At 72.4% G+C, this 17,110-nt stretch carries 16 protein-coding genes and 2 pseudogenes; 13 read left to right on the plus strand and 5 right to left on the minus strand.

What is annotated here, in order from left to right; translation table 11 throughout:
- The 11 genes and pseudogenes from ACZ53K_RS41665 to ACZ53K_RS41715 all read left to right on the plus strand — a co-directional run.
- Positions 1-101: pseudogene (locus ACZ53K_RS41665) on the plus strand (2-hydroxy-3-oxopropionate reductase); the annotation flags it as partial.
- Positions 102-105: 4 nt separating this feature from the next.
- Positions 106-1,011: a thiamine pyrophosphate-binding protein gene (locus tag ACZ53K_RS41670; protein WP_468848075.1), complete on the plus strand. Its 906-nt coding sequence runs from the start codon at positions 106-108 to the stop codon at positions 1,009-1,011.
- A 217-nt stretch (positions 1,012-1,228) separates the two neighbouring features.
- Entirely contained in the window at positions 1,229-2,698 is a 1,470-nt protein-coding gene (locus ACZ53K_RS41675) for a catalase (RefSeq protein ID WP_468848077.1), read from the plus strand.
- A gap of 325 nt (positions 2,699-3,023) precedes the next feature.
- Positions 3,024-3,587, plus strand: a pseudogene (locus tag ACZ53K_RS41680) (2-phosphosulfolactate phosphatase); the annotation flags it as partial.
- Positions 3,588-3,812: 225 nt separating this feature from the next.
- Positions 3,813-4,547 carry a hypothetical protein gene (locus ACZ53K_RS41685; RefSeq protein WP_468848079.1) on the plus strand — a complete coding sequence of 245 codons (735 nt, stop codon included), beginning with the start codon at positions 3,813-3,815 and terminating at the stop codon, positions 4,545-4,547.
- 84 nt (positions 4,548-4,631) lie between these two features.
- Positions 4,632-5,336 (plus strand): ABC transporter ATP-binding protein, encoded by a 705-nt coding sequence (locus ACZ53K_RS41690; RefSeq protein WP_468848081.1) that lies wholly within the window; start codon positions 4,632-4,634, stop codon positions 5,334-5,336.
- On the plus strand, positions 5,333-7,042 hold the full coding sequence (locus ACZ53K_RS41695) for a hypothetical protein (protein ID WP_468848084.1): 1,710 nt from the start codon (positions 5,333-5,335) through the stop codon (positions 7,040-7,042). The genes ACZ53K_RS41690 and ACZ53K_RS41695 overlap by 4 nt, the downstream gene beginning before the upstream one ends.
- Before the next feature lie 121 nt (positions 7,043-7,163).
- The gene (locus ACZ53K_RS41700; protein ID WP_468848086.1) at positions 7,164-7,712 is read left to right on the plus strand and encodes a hypothetical protein; all 549 of its coding nucleotides are present in this window, start codon (positions 7,164-7,166) and stop codon (positions 7,710-7,712) included.
- Positions 7,713-7,865: 153 nt separating this feature from the next.
- Positions 7,866-8,402, plus strand: coding sequence for a GNAT family N-acetyltransferase (locus ACZ53K_RS41705; RefSeq protein ID WP_468848089.1), 537 nt, complete (start codon positions 7,866-7,868; stop codon positions 8,400-8,402).
- Positions 8,403-8,484: 82 nt separating this feature from the next.
- Positions 8,485-9,546: a CopD family protein gene (locus ACZ53K_RS41710; RefSeq protein ID WP_468848091.1), complete on the plus strand. Its 1,062-nt coding sequence runs from the start codon at positions 8,485-8,487 to the stop codon at positions 9,544-9,546.
- 74 nt (positions 9,547-9,620) lie between these two features.
- The gene (locus tag ACZ53K_RS41715) at positions 9,621-9,995 is read left to right on the plus strand and encodes an MmcQ/YjbR family DNA-binding protein (protein WP_468848094.1); all 375 of its coding nucleotides are present in this window, start codon (positions 9,621-9,623) and stop codon (positions 9,993-9,995) included.
- Positions 9,996-10,033: 38 nt separating this feature from the next.
- On the opposite strand, the gene ACZ53K_RS41720 is transcribed toward ACZ53K_RS41715, so the two are convergent.
- Both ACZ53K_RS41720 and ACZ53K_RS41725 read right to left on the minus strand, forming a co-directional pair.
- Positions 10,034-11,776 (minus strand): AMP-binding protein, encoded by a 1,743-nt coding sequence (locus ACZ53K_RS41720; RefSeq protein WP_468848097.1) that lies wholly within the window; start codon positions 11,774-11,776, stop codon positions 10,034-10,036.
- On the minus strand, positions 11,773-13,515 hold the full coding sequence (locus ACZ53K_RS41725; RefSeq protein ID WP_468848112.1) for an AMP-binding protein: 1,743 nt from the start codon (positions 13,513-13,515) through the stop codon (positions 11,773-11,775). Before ACZ53K_RS41725 ends, ACZ53K_RS41720 begins: the two co-directional genes overlap by 4 nt.
- A 138-nt stretch (positions 13,516-13,653) precedes the next feature.
- Here ACZ53K_RS41725 and ACZ53K_RS41730 point away from each other — a divergent pair, with 138 nt between their 5' ends.
- Positions 13,654-14,496: a LuxR C-terminal-related transcriptional regulator gene (locus ACZ53K_RS41730; RefSeq protein ID WP_468848099.1), complete on the plus strand. Its 843-nt coding sequence runs from the start codon at positions 13,654-13,656 to the stop codon at positions 14,494-14,496.
- Positions 14,497-14,584: 88 nt separating this feature from the next.
- On the opposite strand, the gene ACZ53K_RS41735 is transcribed toward ACZ53K_RS41730, so the two are convergent.
- Together ACZ53K_RS41735 and ACZ53K_RS41740 are read right to left on the minus strand one after the other, a co-directional pair.
- Positions 14,585-15,247 carry a hypothetical protein gene (locus ACZ53K_RS41735; protein ID WP_468848102.1) on the minus strand — a complete coding sequence of 221 codons (663 nt, stop codon included), beginning with the start codon at positions 15,245-15,247 and terminating at the stop codon, positions 14,585-14,587.
- Positions 15,244-15,570 carry a hypothetical protein gene (locus tag ACZ53K_RS41740; RefSeq protein WP_468848105.1) on the minus strand — a complete coding sequence of 109 codons (327 nt, stop codon included), beginning with the start codon at positions 15,568-15,570 and terminating at the stop codon, positions 15,244-15,246. Before ACZ53K_RS41740 ends, ACZ53K_RS41735 begins: the two co-directional genes overlap by 4 nt.
- A 267-nt stretch (positions 15,571-15,837) precedes the next feature.
- Here ACZ53K_RS41740 and ACZ53K_RS41745 point away from each other — a divergent pair, with 267 nt between their 5' ends.
- Positions 15,838-16,518, plus strand: a complete 681-nt coding sequence (locus tag ACZ53K_RS41745) for an HD domain-containing protein (RefSeq protein ID WP_468848107.1) — start codon at positions 15,838-15,840, stop codon at positions 16,516-16,518.
- An 80-nt stretch (positions 16,519-16,598) separates the two neighbouring features.
- Here the strand turns inward: ACZ53K_RS41745 and ACZ53K_RS41750 are convergent, their stop codons facing one another.
- The gene (locus ACZ53K_RS41750; RefSeq protein ID WP_468848109.1) at positions 16,599-16,946 is read right to left on the minus strand and encodes a PRC-barrel domain-containing protein; all 348 of its coding nucleotides are present in this window, start codon (positions 16,944-16,946) and stop codon (positions 16,599-16,601) included.
- Positions 16,947-17,110: the final 164 nt, after the last annotated feature.

Consider the following 17,110-nt stretch of genomic DNA (forward strand, 5'->3'; position numbering starts at 1 on the left):
CCACCCTGGTCGCCGCCCTGCGCGCCCAGGGCGACGGCGGCCTCGACCACTCCGCCCTCCTGCGCGGCGTCGAACGCCTCTCCGGCCACACCACCGGCTGACAGCGTGGCCGTGCAGGTCTTCAGTTCCCTCGGCGCCACGTCCTTGCCGTGGTACGAAGCGTGCGAACAGGGCGATGCGGTACGGCTCCTGATGGCACGCCATGACCTGGACGCGTTCCACATGGCGGTCGGCTGGGCCCGTACGAACGGGAGGGCCGGTGTCGTCGCCGCGGCCCCCGGAGCGGGTCTCGACGGCCTGCTCGCCGGGCTGCGCACGGCCCGCGCGGACGCGGCCCCGCTGGTCTGCGTGACCGGCCGGACCGCACCGCCCGGCCGGGACGGGGCAGCGGTAGCGGCCGCCGCGCTGCTCCGGTCGGCCCGCACGGCGACCAAGGCCGCCGTGCGGGTCGAGGATCCGGCCGGGGTGCCGCAGGCTCTTCGGGCGGCCTTCCGGACCGCGCGCGAGGGCCGCCCCGGGCCCGTACTGATAGATCTGCCATACGCGACGGCCGCCCGTGACGTCCCGTTCGCAGCAGAGGACGAGGAGCACGGCGGGACGTCGCACCGCACACGCCGGTACGTGGTGTGCGGCCGGGACGGTCCGCCCGGCCGGCAGGTGGCGACCGCGATCGGTGTACGGGTCGCCTTGGAAGCGTCGGGGCACCGGGACACCACAGTCGTCGCACGCACCCGCGCGGACCACCTTCCGTACGCCGCCGAGGTGCTGACCGTCGCGGTGCGTCACGAGGTGCCGTTCGTGCTGGCCGCGGTCGGTCCCGGCGGCCGGGGCGGCAGGCAAGCCCTGGAGCTGATGCGGGCGTACGGCTGCTCGGGGCACCGGGTGAATGACGCCGGCGACCTGCGCTCCGCGGTCGCCTGGGCCCGTAAGGAGTCAGTGACGACCGCACGGCCGGTCCTGCTGCTGATCGCCGCAAGCATCCCGCACCCACGCGTTCCACCCGAGGCCTGACGGCCTCCCCAAGACTTCCCGGCGGCGGCGCCGACACCTGTCCTGTCGCGCCCAGGCGCCGCCGCCGGGAACACCATGAGCGCGCCTCAACGCCGCTCGTGGGCACCGCCCGTGCACCACCCGGCAAGTTTTCAACAAAGTGTTGACGGTGGTGGGGGCGCTCCATACGCTCCAACATGCGGAAGCCGACTTCCGCGCTCTCGTACGGAAGGTCACCATGCCGAAGCCCACGACGACGCGCCGTCTCACCACGGAGGCCGGCGCCCCGATCGCCGACAACCAGAACTCCGCCACCGCCGGCGTCGGTGGCCCACTGCTCCTCCAGGACCAGCACCTCCTGGAGAAGCTGGCCCGCTTCAACCGCGAGCGCATCCCGGAGCGTGTCGTGCATGCCCGTGGCTCCGGCGCGTACGGGTATTTCGAGGTGACCGACGACGTCACCGGGTTCACCCGCGCCGACTTCCTGAGCGCGGTCGGCAGGCGCACCGACCTGTTCATCCGCTTCTCGACCGTCGCCGACAACCTCGGCGGCCCGGACGCCGCCCGCGACCCGCGCGGCTTCGCGGTCAAGTTCTACACCGAGGAAGGCAATTACGACCTCGTCGGCAACAACACCCCGGTCTTCTTCATCAAGGACCCGCTGAAGTTCCCGGACTTCATCCACTCGCAGAAGCGCGACCCGTTCACCGGCAAGCAGGAGCCCGACAACGTCTGGGACTTCTGGGCCCACTCCCCCGAGGCCACCCACCAGATCACCTGGCTGATGGGCGACCGCGGCATCCCGGCCTCGTACCGCCACATGAACGGCTACGGCTCGCACACCTACCAGTGGACGAACGCGGCCGGCGAGGCCTTCTTCGTCAAGTACCACTTCAAGACCAATCAGGGCATCCGCTGCCTGGACGCCGAGCAGGGCGCCGAGCTGTCCGGCAAGGACCCGAACAGCCACCAGACCGACCTGCTGCAGTCCATCGAGCGCGGTGTGTACCCGTCCTGGACGCTGTATGTGCAGGTCATGCCGGCGGCCGAGGCGGCGGACTACCGCTTCAACCCGTTCGACCTCACCAAGGTGTGGCCGCACTCCGACCACCCGCTCCAGCGCGTCGGCCGCCTCGTCCTGGACCGCAACCCGGACAACGTCTTCGCCGAGGTCGAGCAGTCCGCGTTCTCGCCGAACAACTTCGTGCCCGGTATCGGCCCGTCCCCGGACAAGATGCTCCAGGGCCGGCTCTTCGCCTACGCCGACGCGCACCGCTACCGCCTGGGCGTCAACCACACCCAGCTGCCGGTCAACGCGCCGAAGGCGACCGTGGCGAGCAACTACGGCCGGGACGGCCTGATGGCGTCCAACGCCCACGGCCGGCACGCCAAGAACTACGAGCCCAACTCCTACGACGGCCCGGCACAGTCGGACCAGCCGCTGTCCGCGCCGCTCTCGCTCACCGGCCACACCGGCACCCACGCGGCCCCGGCGCACCCCAAGGACGATGACTTCTTCCAGGCCGGCGAGCTGTACCGGCTGATGTCGGAGGACGAGAAGAACCGTCTGGTGGCGAACATCGCCGGGGGCCTCGCGCAGGTCTCCCGCGACGACGTGATCGAGAAGAATCTCGCCCACTTCCACGCGGCCGACCCGGAGTACGGCAAGCGCGTCGAGGCCCGGCTGCACGAGCTGCGCGAGGACTGACCCCAGGTCAGCGCGGGGGCCGACGGGAGGCCTGGCCCCTGGCGTGTCCGTGCCGGCCGGTCCGCTGAGGGGTGGCCGGCCGGCACGGAAAGGCGGCGCGGGGCTCCGCGGCGCACGGTCACGGGAGCCGACGGCCCGCACGGCCCGGCTTCCAGGAGACGCCAGTGCGGTGGTCGTGCCCGTCCGAACGGAAGGACGGGCCGTCTCCCCGTAACCGCCACGGAGCCCGCGTCCTGCTTCCACCAACCCCTCCCCCCAAAGCCCCGCCCGGTGGTGCGGTTGTCCTGTCGCGCCCAACTCCCGCACCGCCGGGCGGCAACCACCCATCGTTCTTGCCGAGTCGCTGGAAGAAGCCCTGGCGCTCAAGGCCCGCCACCCGGACTGGGTGGCCCTCAAGGACGGACCGCCGGCGACCGGGTTCGACGCCGTCAACTCGCCGGGCCTGCTGCGGTCCGCCGGCCTCGGCGGACGGACCGTCGTACAGAAGACCACGGCAGGGACGGTCGGCGCCCTCGCGGTCAGGGAGGCGTCGCTGGTGCTGTGCGCCGGCTTCGTGGTGGCGGAGGCGACGGCGCGGCTCTTGCGGACACGCGGGTGCGGCGAGGTCACCTTCGTGATCACCGGCGACGACGGGCGCGCCGAGGAAGACCTGGCATGCGCGCAGTACATCGCCCGGAGGGCCACCGGGGCCGCGACGGACGCGGCCGGGTTCCTGCGTCGCGCCGCCGAGTCGCGCGCCGCCGCCGAGTTGACGGAGGGCGTGCGCCAAGGCGCCCACCCCGATGACGTCACACTCTGCCTTGAACTCGACCGGTTCCCCTTTGCCATGGTGGCGGCCTCGGAGGACTCGCTCATGGTCCTCCGGGCGTGTGGTGCCGTGCCCTGCTGACCCGAACGGCGCCGGCGGCGTCCTCACGTCATTCCGCGGGACGGCGGCCCGGCCGGCTCTCAGGCCTCGGAGGAGCCGTGGATTCCACGAAAGCCGGGTCCGCGCGCATATCCCTGCGGTAATGTCGGTTTCTCACCGTGACCCTCCTCCCCACGACGGCCAGCCGCCGGGGGACCATGGACGGCAGCAGTGCCTGTCTGCCGACCGACCTGCCAGGAGCCGACCATGGCTGACAGCGTGCCGGTGCGCTGCCCGACGTGCCGCCGTGAGAACGCCTTCACCCCGCCCACCTTCCCGTGCGCGTGCGGCGCCCCGCTGACCCTGCCGGTGCTGCGCGGCGGCATACCCGTGGAGATCGTGCACCGTACCTGGCAGGGTTCCTGGGTGGAGGTCCGCTGCGACACCTGCGGGCGGCTCGACGAGTGGCCGGCGCCGGAGTCCGGCTGTGTGTGCGGGACGGTGGTGCGCGTCCCCGTCGTACCGGTGCCGACCCCGCCGCCGCCCAAACCGCCGGCTCCCGGCAGCCCCGCGTCGGCCGCGCCCGTCATACCGCCCCGCCGGCCGCCGGTGCTGCGGCCGGCCTTCCGCCCGGTCACCATCCGTACGGCCCACGACTGTGTCACCGCCGCCGCCCAGTACCTGAAGTGGCTGGGGTTCACCGACATCGCGCGGGCGCAGGAGCGCACCGCGTCCGGTGTGGATCTGCGCGGCACCGGTGTGGTGGCGCAGGTCGACCCGACGACCCGGGCGACCAAGCTGCGGGAGATCGAATGCCTGTGGCTCAACGGGCTCAACGACTCCGCGGTCGCGATCTGCTTCTCCCTGGCGGGTTACTCCCGGGACGCCCGCTCCCGCGCCGACGCACTGCATCTCCCGCTGTTCGTCATGGACCTGACGGGCACCCCGCAGCCGGTCAACGACCCGGCCGACGAGCTGATCCGGGACGGCGCGGGCCGGTAGCGCCGCAGGGCGGGGCACAGGTGAGGGCCGGGCGGGCGCTGGTTAGGGTCGGTGCGCGACCCATCCAGCGTACGGAGAGCCCCGATGAAGGCCAGGACCAGCGCCAACGCGCTGCTGCAACTGCGCGGCGTCAGCCGTCGCTACGGCGACCGGCAGGCGCTGCACCCGATCGACCTCGACCTGACCGCCGGCAGCTGCACGGCCCTGTTCGGCCACAACGGGTCCGGCAAGTCCACCCTGCTGCGCATCGCGTGCGGACGGGACGCGCCGACCTCCGGTACGGCCCGGTTCGCCGGCCGCAAGGTCGCCGAGGACGATCCGGAGGTACGGGCGCGGGTCGCGGTGGTCGGCGACAGTGTCTCCTGCTACCCCGACCTCACCGTCCGCGAGCACCTGGAACTCGTCACCGTCGCCCATGCCGTGGACGACGCCCAGGCCTGGATCGACCAGGTGCTCGCCGACCGGCGGCTGGCCGGTCACGCCCGGGCGCTGCCCGCCTCGCTCTCCTCCGGCCAGTTGCAGTCGCTGCTGCTGGCCGCCGCGCTGGTACGGCCGCGTGACCTGCTCGTCCTCGACGAACCCGAGCAGCGGCTCGACCCCGACGCCCGCGCGCGGCTGGCCGCCCTCCTGGTCGCCGAGAAGGCGGACGGGGTGGCCGTACTGCTCGCCACGCACCAGGCGGAACTGGCGCTGGAGGTCGCCGACCGCATGATCGCGCTGGAGGACGGGCAGGTCGTCGAGCAGGGCAGCCCTGCGGAGGTGCTGGAGAAACTGGGTGTCCGCTCATGACCGCTCACGACACGGGCACGGCGGACGACGGCGTCTCCGCTGCCGAGGAGCATGACGACCAGGCCGTCTGGAACGAGGCGGACGACGACCGCACCGACGAGACCCTGCGCTGGCTGCGCGCCAAGCGCCGCGCCCACCACCGGCAGCGCCGCCGCGACCGGGCCGTCCTCGTCTACTGCGTGGTCCTCGCGGCCCTGGGGTACGGCAGCGGCTACGCCCACCGCTTCCTGCGCGAGCTCAAGCTCGGCGCGGACCACGGCAGCCTCGGCGCCGACCTCCAGCGCTCCCTGCCGGCCGCCTTCGTCACCATCACCCTGGGGCTGGCCGTACTCGCCGCGCGCGACGCCCTGTGGCGCGGGCCGGTGGTGATGTCCGGGCCGGCCGTCGGCTGGCTCCTCGCCCAGCCGGTACGGCGCGGAGCGGTGCTGCGGCCGGGCTTCCGGCGGTCCGCCGGGCTGGCCATGGCCGCGGGGCTGCTGGTGACGGTGGCCGCGGCCGTGGTCCTTCAGGTCACCGGCCTGGCCTCGTTCGGCGGCGGGCTCCTGGCCCTGCTCCCGGCAGCGGTCTGCCTGCCGCTGCTGGCCGTCTCGCTCGGCATGGTGGTGGAGCGCAGGCCGCAGCTGGCACGGTACGTACGGCGCTCGACCGCGCCCGCCGCCCTGCTGCTGGCACTGAGCGCGGGCCAAGCCGTACTGGCCGGCGCCGGACACCGCTGGGAGCCCCTGGAACTGGCCGAACTGTGGTCCGGCCCCTGGGGCTGGGCAGCCCAGCCCGTCGTTTCCGTGACGGGCGGATCGGCGCACGGCTGGCCCGCCGCGACCGTGCTCCTCCTGGCCGTCACCGCGGCGGCCGCCCTGTACGCCGACCGGGACGCCGCGCACGTCCCCAACGCCCAGCTGCGCAGCCGGGCGGCGACGGCCACGGCCGTCACGTCCGGGGTGTTCGCCCTGGAACTGCGGGCCGCGAAACTGGCGGTCCTGGAGGCCGGCGGCGAGGAACCGAGGCGCTGGGTCCACCTGCCGCCACCGCCCAACCGCCACCTGGTCGTCGTCTGGCGCGACCTGCTGGCCCTGCTGCGCGCGCCCGGCCGGCTGGGCCGCGCCGTCGCCTGGACGGCCGCTGCCGCCGCGGCGGCGGGACTCGGCGCGGCGACGGCGGGCGAGAAGCGCGTACTCGGCCTCGTCGTGGGGTTGCTGTGCGGGTACGCGGCGGTCGGCGCCCTCGCCGAGCCGGCCCGCCTGGAGACCGACGACGCGCGGCGGGCGGCCTGGTCACCGTTCCGGCTGCGGACGCTGATGCTGCACCACGCGATCGTGCCCGCGGTGCTCGGCGCGCTGCTGGGCCTGCTCGCGGCCGTACCGTACGCGCTGGCCGGCGCGGTGTGGACGCTCCTGCTGATGCCGCTGTGCGCGGTGCCGTTCGCGGCGGCCGCGGTCTTCGGCGCGTGCCGCGGCCCGGCGCGCACGGACTTGCTGTTCGCCGGTGGCGCGACCCCGATGGGCGGCCCGGGACCGTTCCTGTTCGCCGCGTGGTACGCCGCCGGGCCGCTGGTCTCCGTCACCGGCCTCACCCTCGTACTGAACGCGGCACTCGCCCACGGCCCCGACGCGCGGACCACGACCTACGTGGCCGCCATGGCGGCGCTGCTCACGGCCGGTCTGCTGTACTTCGTGACCCGCTCGGCGGACCGCCTCGTCACCCACTGAGCGGATGTGGCGGGGCTGCTCACGAAGCCCGACACGGGGGCGCGCGACAGCGAACACGCGCCTTCCGCACCCTTGGCTGGTCGGATACCTTCCTGGCCAACCACCGGAGGGGGAACAGAAATTGGGCACCGACGTAGAACACCTCCTGACCCACCCGCGCTACTGGCTCATGTACGCGCTGCCCTGGCCGACAGCAGATCAGGACGTCGACATGGCGGAGGCCGCCTATGCGATCGCGCCGACGACGGTGCCGGATCGGCAGCGCGACAGGCTGCTCCCGGACGCGGTCGACCTGCTCGGCTTCACCGAGGTGTACGCGCGCGGGCATCCGGGCCGGCGTGTGGTCTGGCTCTCCGACGTCACGCGCTGGCTGGAGTGGGAGAAAGGCCGCAGCTGGAGCGATCTCGGCGTGGGCTGGGAGAACGCGCTCACGGAGCTGTCCGCTCAGCCCCTGCTGGGAATGTTCATGACAATCAGTTACAGAGCTCACCTGCACATGGCCAACACGGCCAGGCGCTTCAAGCTGCATCACACCGACGGGCAGCCCAGCGAGGTGCTGACGGACGACGAGCGGAACGCGGTGCGCGAGGCGTTCACCACCAAGCTGGAGGCGGACTGGCCGGTGTACATTCGCGGCATGCTGCGAAGCGGCCACCTCACCGTTGGCTAGCGCCACATTGAACGCGCCGCTTCACGATCGGCAGGGCGATCCGGGCTGGACATGACGTCGACGACGGCACCTCCACCCCGGCACTGAGCGGCCTCTTGGACCGCCCCCCGAAAACCAGCTGCCGTACGTCCGCCAACCTGCGACGGTGCTGGCATGAACGCAGCTGAAGCCCACCCCCTCGACCCCGTCGTACGTACGGCCGTGCCCCGCGATCTGCCCCTGCTGCGGGACATCGAACGTGCGGCCGGGGAGGCGTTCCGGGCGCTGGGGATGGACCGGATCGCGGATGATGAACCGCCTTCGCCGGCGGAGCTGGCGGGGTATCAGGAGGCGGGCCGGGCGCTGGTGGCCTGTGCGGGGGCGGCGCCGGACGACGCGCCGGTCGGGTACCTGCTCTGGGAACCGGTCGACGGCTGCGCGCACATCGAGCAGGTCTCCGTCCACCCGGACGGCGCGCGTCGCGGGATCGGCCGGATGCTCATCGAGCGGGCCTGGCGGGACAGCGGGCTTCCGTCGGTCACCCTCACCACCTTCGCGGGCGTGCCGTGGAACGCCCCGTACTACGCCCGGCTCGGCTTTCGCGTTCTGGATGATGCCGGGATCGGTCCGGGCCTGCGCGAAATTCGTCGCCGGGAGGCGGAGCTGGGGCTGGACCGGTGGGAGCGGGTGTGTATGCGGCGGGACGGCTGAGCGGGCGGGCGGTGGCCTGGTTGGGTGACCCGCGGACGCGTCCCGCTTGCCCGGTGCTTCGGCCGACGGGGACGATCGCTGGATGAATCCACCCCAACCGGCTTCCCAGCCCGCCTCCGGCCCCCTCGTGACGGACGCCGGTGGCGGTGCTGCGTCCGGCGCGGAGGCGGCATTCGCGCGCCCCTCCCCCACCCGTCGCGCCTCCTTTGCCCGCCGCGCCTGTGCCGTCGCCGCGGCTGCCTGCGTCGTCGTTCTCGTACCGCTGCTCGGTACGGGGCTGGTGGTCGACGAGTCGTACGAGATCCGATTACCCGGGGACGGGGCGACCGCCCTGCTGCGGGCGGTGTTGCTGGCCGCGCTGTGTGTGCAGATCGGCGAGCTGGCCGGGGCGCGGCTCGCGCGGGGTGTGGGAGGGGCCTCGGCGGGGCTGCCCCGGGGGTGGTCGGCGCGGGCCGCGTGGGCGGGGGTGGCGGCGGCCGTGGGGCAGTTGCTGCTGGTGGCGGGGAGCGGGTCGCCGGTGGCCGGGCTGTCGGGGCGGGCGCTCGTCGAGGCGTACGCCACCCGGCCCGGTCTGCTGGCTCTTCTGGAGGCCAATGCGTTTCTGCTCGCCGCGCTGTGTGCCGCTTCCCGGCGTCCGGGGTGGGCCGCCGTCCCGCTGGCCGCCGTCGTCTTCGGCGAGGCGCTGCGGGCCCATCCCGAGAGCGGCACGCCGGAGATCGGTGTCTCGCTCACCCTCGTCCATCTGGGGTCGACCGCGCTGTGGGCGGGTGGTCTGCTGCACGTGCTGCGGACGCGGTGGCGCTGGCGGCACGACGCGGCGGCGGGCCGGGAGTTGCTGACGCGGTACGCGCGGCCGGCGGCGCTGCTGTTCGCCGCGATCACGGTGACCGGTGTGTGCAGCACGCTGCGCCGGCTGCCGTTCGCGGAGATGTTCGGCACCGGGTACGGCCGTGTGCTGCTGGCCAAGCTCGTACTGGTCCTGCTGGTGAGCGGGCTGGCGCTGGCCGCGCGCCGGCGGCTGCGGCGGGAGGCGGCGCGGCCGGGGGCGGCGACCGGGCCGGCCCGTGCGGAGGTGGTGGCGCTGGCGGCGGTGGTACTGGTTTCCGCCGTTCTGACCGCCGTACCGCTGCCGCCCGCGCCATGACGCCTGCACCGGTGCCGTACCGGTACGGGGTACGGACACGGGTCGCCGTACCCGTCGCGCGCGATAATGCCCGTATGTTCGACGTGAAGCGGCTGCGGGCCGTCTGCCTGGACTTCAACGGGGCGACCGAGGAGTTCCCGTTCCCCGGGCACCGGGAGGTGTGCACGTTCAAGGTCGGCGGGAAGATCTTCGCATTGAGCAGCCTGGACGCCGAACCGCTGACCGTCAGCCTGAAGTGCGACCCCGATCTGGCGGAGCGGCTGCGTGCCGCGCACCCTGGGATCGTGCCGGGGTACCACCTCAACAAGCGGCACTGGAACACCGTCTCGCTGGCGGGGACGCTGGACGACCGGCTGGTCCTGGACATGATCGAGGATTCGTACGACCTGATCGTGGCGCGGCTGCCGCGTGCGCAGCAGCTCGCGCTGGACTGGCCGGGCCACGCCTGATCCGACGGCGCGCGGCCCGGCCGTACCGCTCCCGTGCGCTACGCCTGAGCCGCCTCGACGGGCCCGGCGGCGCCCGCGTCCGTCGGCCGTACCGGCTCGGCCTCCGCCGCCAGCCGGGCCGCCAGCCGCTCCCGCAGCTCGATCTTCCTGACCTTGCCGCTGACGGTCATCGGGAAGGCGTCGAGGACGTGGACGTACCGCGGCACCTTGTAGTGCGCCAGGCGCGAGCGGCAGAACCGGGCCAGCTCGTCGCGGGTGAGTCCGTCCGCGGCGTCGCGCAGGATGACGCAGGCGGCGATCTCCTCGCCGTACTTGGCGTCCGGGACGCCGACCACCTGCACGTCCGCGATCTTGGGGTGGGTGTAGAGGAACTCCTCGATCTCGCGCGGGTAGACGTTCTCACCACCCCGGATGATCATGTCTTTGATGCGGCCGACGATCCGCAGATAACCGTCGTCGTTCATCACCGCGAGGTCGCCGGTGTGCATCCAGCGCTCCGCGTCGATCGCCTCGTCGGTGCGCTCCGGCTCCTCCCAGTAGCCCAGCATCACGCTGTAGCCGCGGGTGCACAGTTCACCCGGCTCACCGCGCCGTACGGTCCGGCCGGTCGCCGGGTCCACCACCTTGACCTCGATGTGCGGCAGCACCCGCCCGACCGTGCCGGTGCGGTGCGCCAGGTCGTCGTCGCGCCGCGTCTGGGTGGAGACCGGCGACGTCTCGGTCATGCCGTAGCAGATGGAGACCTCGGCCATGTGCATCTCGGAGACGACCCGCCGCATCACCTCCTCCGGGCACGGCGAGCCCGCCATGATCCCGGTGCGCAGCGACGACAGGTCGTAGGTGGCGAAGTCCGGGTGGTCCAGTTCGGCGATGAACATCGTCGGTACGCCGTACAGGGAGGTGCAGCGCTCCTCCTGGACGGCCCGCAGGGTGGCCGCCGCGTCGAAGGCGGGGGCCGGGATGACGATGCAGGCGCCGTGCGAGGTGGCGCCGAGGTTGCCCATGACCATGCCGAAGCAGTGGTAGAAGGGCACCGGGAGGCAGATCCGGTCGTGCTCGGTGTAGCCGACGGTCTCGCCCACCCAGAAGCCGTTGTTGAGGATGTTGTGGTGGGAGAGGGTGGCGCCCTTGGGGAAGCCGGTGGTGCCGGAGGTGTACTGGATGTTGACCGGGTCGTGCGGCGACAGTTCCTTGGCGCAGGCGGCGAGCTTCGCCTGCGGCACCGCGGCGCCGGCCGCCAGCAGGCCGTCCCAGGTCGGGTCGTCGATGTAGACCACGTCGCGCAGGGCCAGGCTCTCGGCCCGTACCTGCTCGATCATCCGCCGGTAGTCGCTGCTCTTGTGGGCGACGGCGGAGACCAGCACGCTCATCCCGGCCTGCTTGAGCACATACGCCAATTCGTGCACACGGTAGGCGGGATTGATGTTGACCATGACGGCGCCGATGCGGGCCGTGGCGTACTGCACCAGCACCCATTCGGGGCAGTTGGGCGCCCAGATGCCGACCCGGTCGCCCTTGCGCACGCCCTTGGCGAGCAGGCCGAGCGCGACCTCGTCCACCGCCCGCCCCAGCTCCGCGTAGGTCCAGCGGCGCCCGCCCGCCACGTCGACCAGCGCCTCGCGGTCCCCGAAGCGGCTGATCGCGCGCTCCAGGTCGGCGCCGATGGTGCGGTCGAGCAGCGGCCGGCCGGTCTCCCCCCGCGCGTACGCCTCCCCGGGGCGCTCCGCGCCGCTGTCCCGGGGTCCCGGCGGGTGGCTCGGCGGCCTGCTCATATCGGTCATCGGTGGTCTTCCTCTCGGTACTCGGCACAGCCGCCGCCCTCTGCGGCGGTGCGCTCGCGCAGTTCCACACGGCGGATCTTGCCCGAGACCGTCTTGGGCAGGTCCGCGAACTCCAGCCGCCGCACCCGCTTGTACGGGGCGAGCACCGCGCGGGAGTGCGCGAAGAGCACCGCGGCGGTCTCCGGTCCAGGTTCCCAGCCGGCCGCCAGCACCACGTACGCCTTGGGTACGGCCAGCCGTACGGGATCGGGCGCGGGGACGACGGCGGCCTCGGCGACCGCTTCGTGCTCCAGCAGTGCGCTCTCCAGCTCGAAGGGTGAGATCTTGTAGTCGGATGCCTTGAAGACGTCGTCGGCCCGGCCCACGTAGGTGAGGTAGCCGTCGCCGTCGCGGGAGCCGATGTCGCCGGTGCGGTAGTAACCGCCGGCCATCGCCTCGGCGGTGCGGTCCGGGTCGCCGTGGTAGCCGGTGGTCAGTCCCACCGGCTGGGCCGACAGGTCGAGGGCGATCTCGCCCTCGTCGGCGGGCCGGCCGGTGACCGGGTCGAGCAGGACGACCTCGAAGCCGGGGGTGGGGCGGCCCATGGAGCCCGGTTTGAGGGGCTGGCCCGGGGTGTTGGCGACCTGGACGGCGGTCTCGGTCTGCCCGAAGCCGTCGCGGATGGTGACGCCCCACGCCTCCCGCACCCGTTCGATGATCTCCGGGTTGAGCGGTTCACCGGCCGCGACGATCTCGCGCGGCGGGTTCTTCAGGGCCGTCAGGTCGGCCTGGATGAGCATCCGCCACACGGTGGGCGGGGCGCAGAAGCTGGTGACGCCCGCCCGGTCCATCTCCGCCATCAGGCGGGCCGCGTCGAAACGGGTGTAGTTGTGGATGAAGACGGTGGCCTCGGCGTTCCAGGGGGCGAAGAGGTTGGACCAGGCGTGCTTGGCCCAGCCGGGCGAGGAGATGTTCAGGTGGACGTCGCCGGGTTTCAGGCCGATCCAGTACATCGTCGCCAAGTGGCCGATCGGGTACGAGGTGTGGGTGTGCTCGACGAGCTTGGGGCGGGCCGTGGTGCCGGAGGTGAAGTAGAGCATCAGGGGGTCGTCGGCCCGGGTGGGCTCCGTGGGCTCGTACGTCTCGGAGGCGGTGGACGCGTCCTCGTAGGCGAGCCAGCCCGCGGTATCCGCCCCCGGGGCGCCGCCGACCGCGATCCGGGTGTAGTCACCGGGTACGTCCGCGAACTTGCCGGTGTCCGCGGCCCGTACGAGCACATGCCGGGCCCGGCCGCGCTCGACGCGGTCGGCGAGGTCGAGCGGGCCGAGCAGCGGCGTGGCCGGGATGACGACGGCACGCAGCTTCATCGCCGCGAGGGCGGTCTCCCACAGCTCGGCCTGGTTGCCGAGCATCACCACGATCCGGTCCTCGGCACGTACGCCCTGCGCGGCGAGCCAGTTGGCGGCCCGGTTCGAGCCGCGGCGCAACGCGTCGAAGGTGCGGCGGGTGTGGGTGCCGTCCTCCTCGACGATGTGCAGGGCGGTGCGGTCGTTGCCGTCGGCGATGCGGTCGAACCAGTCCAGCGCCCAGTTGAAGTACGCGGGGCGGGGCCAGCTGAAGCCCTCGCGCGCGCCGGTGTAGTCCTCGCGGTGGCGGAGGAGGAAGTCGCGTGCCGCGCGGAACTCCGCGGCCGGATCCGGGGCGGCCGGGGTGCTCACCGCCCCTCCCGTCGCTCCCTCAGCAGGGGCATCTCCCCTCATACCGCCCGTACCACCCGTCGCACCTGTCGTATCCGTGTCCGCCATGCGTCCTCCTCATTGCCGCACCGCCTACCGCCATCGTGTAATCAGTGACGCAGGTCTCACCACCCCCGAACGGGGGGAAGCGGAGGTTTCGGCGTGCGGGTCGAATCGGAGTGCGGCGGGTCCATGGACGTACGGGCGGCGCTGTTGCGGCTGCGGCGGACGAGCGGACTGCCGGTGGCGTTCGGCGGGCTGCGGTACGGCACCGGCCGCTACCGCATCAGCGAGCTGACGGGCGCCAGATCCGCCGCGCTGCACGGGCTGGCCGTCCGGCACGGCAACGGCCTCGGCGGCAAGGCGGCCGTGCTCACCCGGCCCTTCGCGGTGACCGACTACCACTCGTCCGCCGTCATCAGCCACGAGTACGACGCCGCCGTGGCAGCCGAGGGGCTGTTCTCCGTGCTCGCGGTGCCGGTCGTCGTACGGCGGCGGGTGCGCGGGGTCCTGTACGGGGCGCTGCGCCACCCCGTACAGCTCGGCGACCGCCCGCTGTCCGCCGCGATGGAGGCCGCCCGCGAACTGGAACAGGCCCTGCTGCTCCAGGACGAGGCCCAGCGGCTGCTGTCGGTCGCCCGGCAGCCGTCGGCCGCGGACCCGGCGGCCTGGGAGGAGGTACGGGAGGCCCACGGCGACCTGCGGGCCCTGGCGCAGCGGATCACGGACCCGGTACTGCGCCACGAGGTGCTGGCGGCGTGCGGGCGGCTGGCGACGGCGTCCACCCCCGGCCGCGGCGGGCCCGACGGCCCCGTACTGGCACCGCGCGAGGTGGACGTCCTGGCGTGCGTGGCCTCGGGCGCGACCAACGCGGTGGCGGCGGAACGGCTGGGTCTGCGCCCGGAGACGGTCAAGAGCTATCTGCGGTCCGCCATGCGCAAGCTGGGCGTGCACTCGCGGCTGCAGGCGGTGGTGGCGGCCCGCCGGGCGGGACTGCTGCCGTGAGGTGAAGCAGGGCGGGCGGGAAGCGAAGGAAGGCGGCCCTGCACGGTGGGTGCGGGCCGCCTTCTCGATATGCCGTCCACGGCGGTGGTCACCAGTCGGTGAGGTCGACCACGCGGGAGCAGTGCGGGTCGCCGATATCGGTCACGGTGAGCCGCTGTTCGTCGAGCAGGGACGGCAGAGCCGCCAGCAGCGCGGTGAGGGCGCCACCGGGACGCACGTCGGCGGCTGTCACCCCGGGGAGGGCCTCCTCGGTGTCGAGGTAGAGACGGAGCCGGTCCGGAGCCAGGAACAGGAAGCCGCACAAGCGCGCCGGCGGGTGTTCCTCCGTGGCGGGGGAGGCGAGACAGCGCAGGAGCGTGAGGGACCAGTCGTCATGGGTGAAGGGGGCTGGAGTCACGGTCGCAGGGTCCACGGCGAACAGGGTCATCCCCATGACGGTGCCGACCCTGTCGCGGGGGTAGATGCGGGTGCCTGTGTGGACCGTGCGCAGGAGGGCGGCGATGTCATGCGGCGTGCGCAGTTCATCGCCCGTGTCACCGCCCGTGCGCAGGGGGAACTCGTAGGCGGTGAGCCGGTCGGGGGCATACTCGCCCTTGTCGCCGAGGACGACGCGCACGGCGTCCATCGTGGCGGGGCCCGGGAGGACACCCCGTACGTGCTGGTCCTCGACGAGGGGTGCGTCAACGTGGTGCAGCAGCAGGGCCGTGATGTCGGCCTGCTGCTCCACCCTCTCTTCGCGCTCGTACGTCACTGATCAACCCAGTTGGGGCACTTCTGCATGCCCTTGCAGTATGCGGTGATCACGCCGATCGTATTCCCCTTCCCGGCGTCGTAACGCTTGTCATCCGTCTTCCGCGCATAGCGGGCCTTGACGATGATGGTCACCCGTCCGTACTGGCGGTTCGAGGCGACGCCTTCGTATTGCAGGTTGGCCCCGTTCTTCTTGTCGACCTTGCCACCGATGGGGATGTTCAGCAGGTCGCACGTGCGGATGTCATGACGGCCGGTGAAGCGGTTCCAGCCCAGCTCGGCGTTGCCGACACGCGTCGGTATCTCCCGGCCCTCGGGGCCCACCCCGCTGCGCCTTTCCTTCTTGCTCCAGTACGGTGCCGCGCTCGCGGGCGCGGCGGCTCCCGCGAGTGGGGCGGTGTGTCGGGCGTCACCCCGGACGGCACTCCGCCGCGCGGACCTCCACCAAGGTTCGGGGAACCGGCTGCGCAGGAAACGTCCTAATTACCCCTTGGCGGGAATCCGGAGGTTCTTGGCAGTTTCGCCGCTGTCGGTCCGACCGACGCCGCTCATAAGCTCACGGCGTCAACCGCCGATGAGAAAGCTGCTCATATGTCCGACAAGGTCGATGACGTTACTTCCCATCCCGAACCCCTGCCGACGGTCGTGGCCGGCGTGCGTATCCCGGAAAGCGAACTGGCCCGGAATACCGTGGCGTTCGTACGACGCGTGTCCTCCAGGTCGCTCTTCCACCACGTCATGCGGACGTATCTGTTCGGCTCCCTGCTCTTCGACCGACGCGGCATTCACTACGACCGTGAACTCGCCTTCGTCGCCTCGGCCTTGCACGACCTGGGGCTGGTGAGCGCGTACCAGACGCCGGCCGAGCGTTTCGAAGTCGACGGTGCCGACGCCGCACAGCGGTTTCTGCGGAAACAGCACCTGCCAGCTGAACGGGTGGAGGTCGTCTGGGACGCGATCGCCCTGCATACGAGCGTCGGTATCGCCACGCGGAAACGCCCGGAGATCGCCATCGTCTCCGTCGGTTCCGGACTCGATTTCGCCGGTAACGACCTTCAGCAGATTCCGTCCGACCTTCTCGGCGACATACTCGCCGCCTTCCCCAGGGCAGGGTTCAAGCAGGAAGCGATCGGCACCATACTGTCGCTGTGCCGCACCAAGCCCATGTCGGTACTGATGCACCCCTTCGCCGAGGCAGGCCGCCGTCACCTTCCCGACTTCCCGGTGCCCACCGTGGAGGACCTGCTGCTGGCCGCGCCTTTCGAGGAGTGACACATACCCCGTACCGCGGCAGCACACGGGCGGGGCCCGGAAGCCCCGCCCGTTGCCGACAGGCCGTCAGATCGCGGCTGTCACTTGTGGTGCGGCTGGTAGTACGAGCCGAGTTGCTGGTGGTAGTCCGGGTTGCCGAGGTGCTTCTCCTTGTCGAACTCCGGGGAGTTCTTGATCTCTTCCTTGGTGCGGGAGACGTAGATCTTGCGCTCGGCGGTGTCCACGGACGAGATGATGCCGGCCGGCAGCAGTACGTGCTTGCCGAAGATCCAGACGCCGGTGTCCACCACGATCCAGGCGGAGCCCACTTCGTCGGAGTGCTTGTCGACCTTGCCGATGCCGCCGTCCGTGGCCTCGACCTTGAATCCCGCGAGGTCCGTGCCGGCCGTGTGGCCGGCACCGGCCGGGTAGCCCCAGATGTCGGTCATGGAACGCTCCTTCTTCGCACGATCGGGACTCGGAACACCGCGCCGGGTGCCCGGTCACTCCCCGCCCAAACGGCGGCGGGGGGGGGGGGGGGGGGGGGGGGGGGGGGGGGGGGGGGGGGGGGGGGGGGGGGGGGGGGGGGGGGGGGGGGGGGGGGGGGGGGGGG

Source organism: Streptomyces sp. NPDC033221 (assembly GCF_055577005.1).